1 protein-coding gene and 1 pseudogene are annotated in these 2,131 nt (G+C 66.9%); both read right to left on the bottom strand.

The features are described from left to right. Nucleotides 1-381, bottom strand: a pseudogene (locus BLW04_RS25270) (adenylate/guanylate cyclase domain-containing protein); the annotation flags it as partial. 254 nt (nucleotides 382-635) lie between these two features. Then, nucleotides 636-1,625 (bottom strand): tyrosine-type recombinase/integrase, encoded by a 990-nt coding sequence (locus BLW04_RS25265; protein ID WP_091548387.1) that lies wholly within the window; start codon nucleotides 1,623-1,625, stop codon nucleotides 636-638. Between the last annotated feature and the right edge of the window lie 506 nt (nucleotides 1,626-2,131).

Here is a 2,131-nt window from a genome sequence, read left to right as displayed (position 1 = left end):
GGCCGGGTTGATGACGTCTTCCACGACCCAGCTCAGCTGCATCGCAGCATTGACCGCGTTGGTGTTCTTGCGTCCGCCGATGAAGATCGCCAAGATGCGGTCGCCGTCGAACGAGCGGATCTCGCCGCCCGCTCGATTCAGAATCCGTGACGCCGCGTTGAGGTACGTGCGGATCACCTTGGCTGCGGCCCAGTTCTTGAAACCCTGCGCCAACCCTGTCGAGTCGGCCATGTCGGCATAGAGGTAAGTCGCGTCCAGGAGCTTGGCGCCGTTGCGCAGAGCGACGTCATCGGTCTCTGGGACGACCGTCGCGTTAACCGTCACCCACTCGGCGGCGAGCACGTCGTCGACGCCCTTGATGACGTCGTCCTTGAAAGTCATGTCACTCCCCGCTTGTCGTTACCCGAAGGCTAGCGGCGGATACCGACAGTTCTGTTTCTCGAACACTGGTAAGGCCAGGACAGGGGCAACGCGCCGAGGCGCTGGAGCACGCCTACTACGGGGGAGGGAGACGTCGAGGCGACGCCACAACTCTTCTATCCGCGCGAACTCTGTGGCGATAGCGCGGGCTAGCGAGTCCGGCCACGGCTGCCCGGCCACTGTTTGACCTGGCTAGTCGAGGTTGGTCATGACTCCTACAGCCCCAACTTCGCCGACGGGTTGTCGACGAACAACTCGCCTTCGCGGATATAGCCGCGCATCGCCTGGCTCGTCGTCCAGCGGCCCTGACGCATGATCTTGTGCTCCGCGACGCCGGCTCGCGCCGCGGTGGTGGCAAAGCCGCTGCGCAACGAGTGGCCTCTGAACATCTCCGGGTCAAGCCCGGCCGCGGTCGCGCGGCGCTTGACCATGCGGGCGATGCCGTCGCCGGCAATGCGCTTGTCGATGACGCGGCCGCTGCCGAGCTGACGGAACGCAGCCCCGTCGACGAGTGCAGCGGATTCAACCCAAGCGCGCCACGCCCGCACCGGACACGTCGGAGGGTTGGAGCCGTAGGCGATGCCGACGACGGCGCCCTCGCCCTCCTGGTCGGTCTTGGATCGCTCGACGGCGACTCGTAGCCCGTCGCCTGTCTCGGTGACGTCGGCGAAGTTGAGCGCCGAGAGTTCGCTGCGGCGCATGGCGCCGGCGAAGCCGAGCAACAGGATCGCGCGGTCGCGTGCGTCGATCAGCGAGCGACCCAGGGGCTTGACCATGGCCGCGACGACTTCGGTGACTGCTGCCTCCTTCGCTCGCGGAGCGCTGCCATGACTGCGGCGCATCCCCTCCCAGGCAAAGCGCACCACCGGCGAGACGGTCGGGTTCTGCTCCCCCGCTGCCATGTGGGCTTCGGAGATGGCCGACAGCCGACGACGCAGGGTCGAGATAGCCAGCTTCCCGACGTGGTCGACCAGGTAGTGGCGCACCGTCTCAGGCGCAGCTGGCAGGGCCGCTACTCCCCTGGCTTCGCACCAAGTCCCGAAGTGGCGGAGGTCCGAGCGGTAGGCGCGCCAGGTGTTGGCGGACTTCGACGCTGCTTCGTAGGAACGCGCACGTTCCTCGAGCACGGCCAGCGACGTCGCCTCCTCGACGACGGCGGCCTCGCCGGCGTCCTCTCCCCACAGCTGCAACTCGGTCGAACCCATGGCACAGAAGCTAGCGGCGGGGTGTGACGACTACTCCCGATAAGGAGAAGTTATCGGGAGTCGAAAGCCCCGTCCCCCGCTCCAGGTCGCGGCCTCGGCGTCGACCTCGGCCTGCCACTGATCAAGACCAACGTCCGCGCCCGCTGCGATCTCGACTCCACCACCGGCCAGTGGATCACCGCCGGCAGCTGGCTCCTCCAAGCCCTCAGCTGGGGCGCAGCCACCCTCGTCATCGCCGGCTACACCGGCGTCGTCAGACGCACCTGACGGGGGGTGGATCAGTGGGCGGCGTCGTAGGCCTTGAGCACCGACCCCGAGATGCGTCCGCGCTCGGATCGCCGCAGTGTCCGCACTACGCCGCCAGTAGGCATCTGCTGGCACAGCGCTGACGGGAGGATCGGATCCGGCGGCAGAGAGACGAGCTGGTAGGACATGAACACAACAGGCCCCCGCACTTTCACTGCGGGGTCCTGTCAATCTGAAGTGGCTGAGGTGTCAGCCCTTCT

It is taken from the genome of Modestobacter sp. DSM 44400, from assembly GCF_900107175.1.
Classification (GTDB): domain Bacteria; phylum Actinomycetota; class Actinomycetes; order Mycobacteriales; family Geodermatophilaceae; genus Modestobacter.
This window is presented reverse-complemented; position numbering and strand designations above follow the sequence as displayed.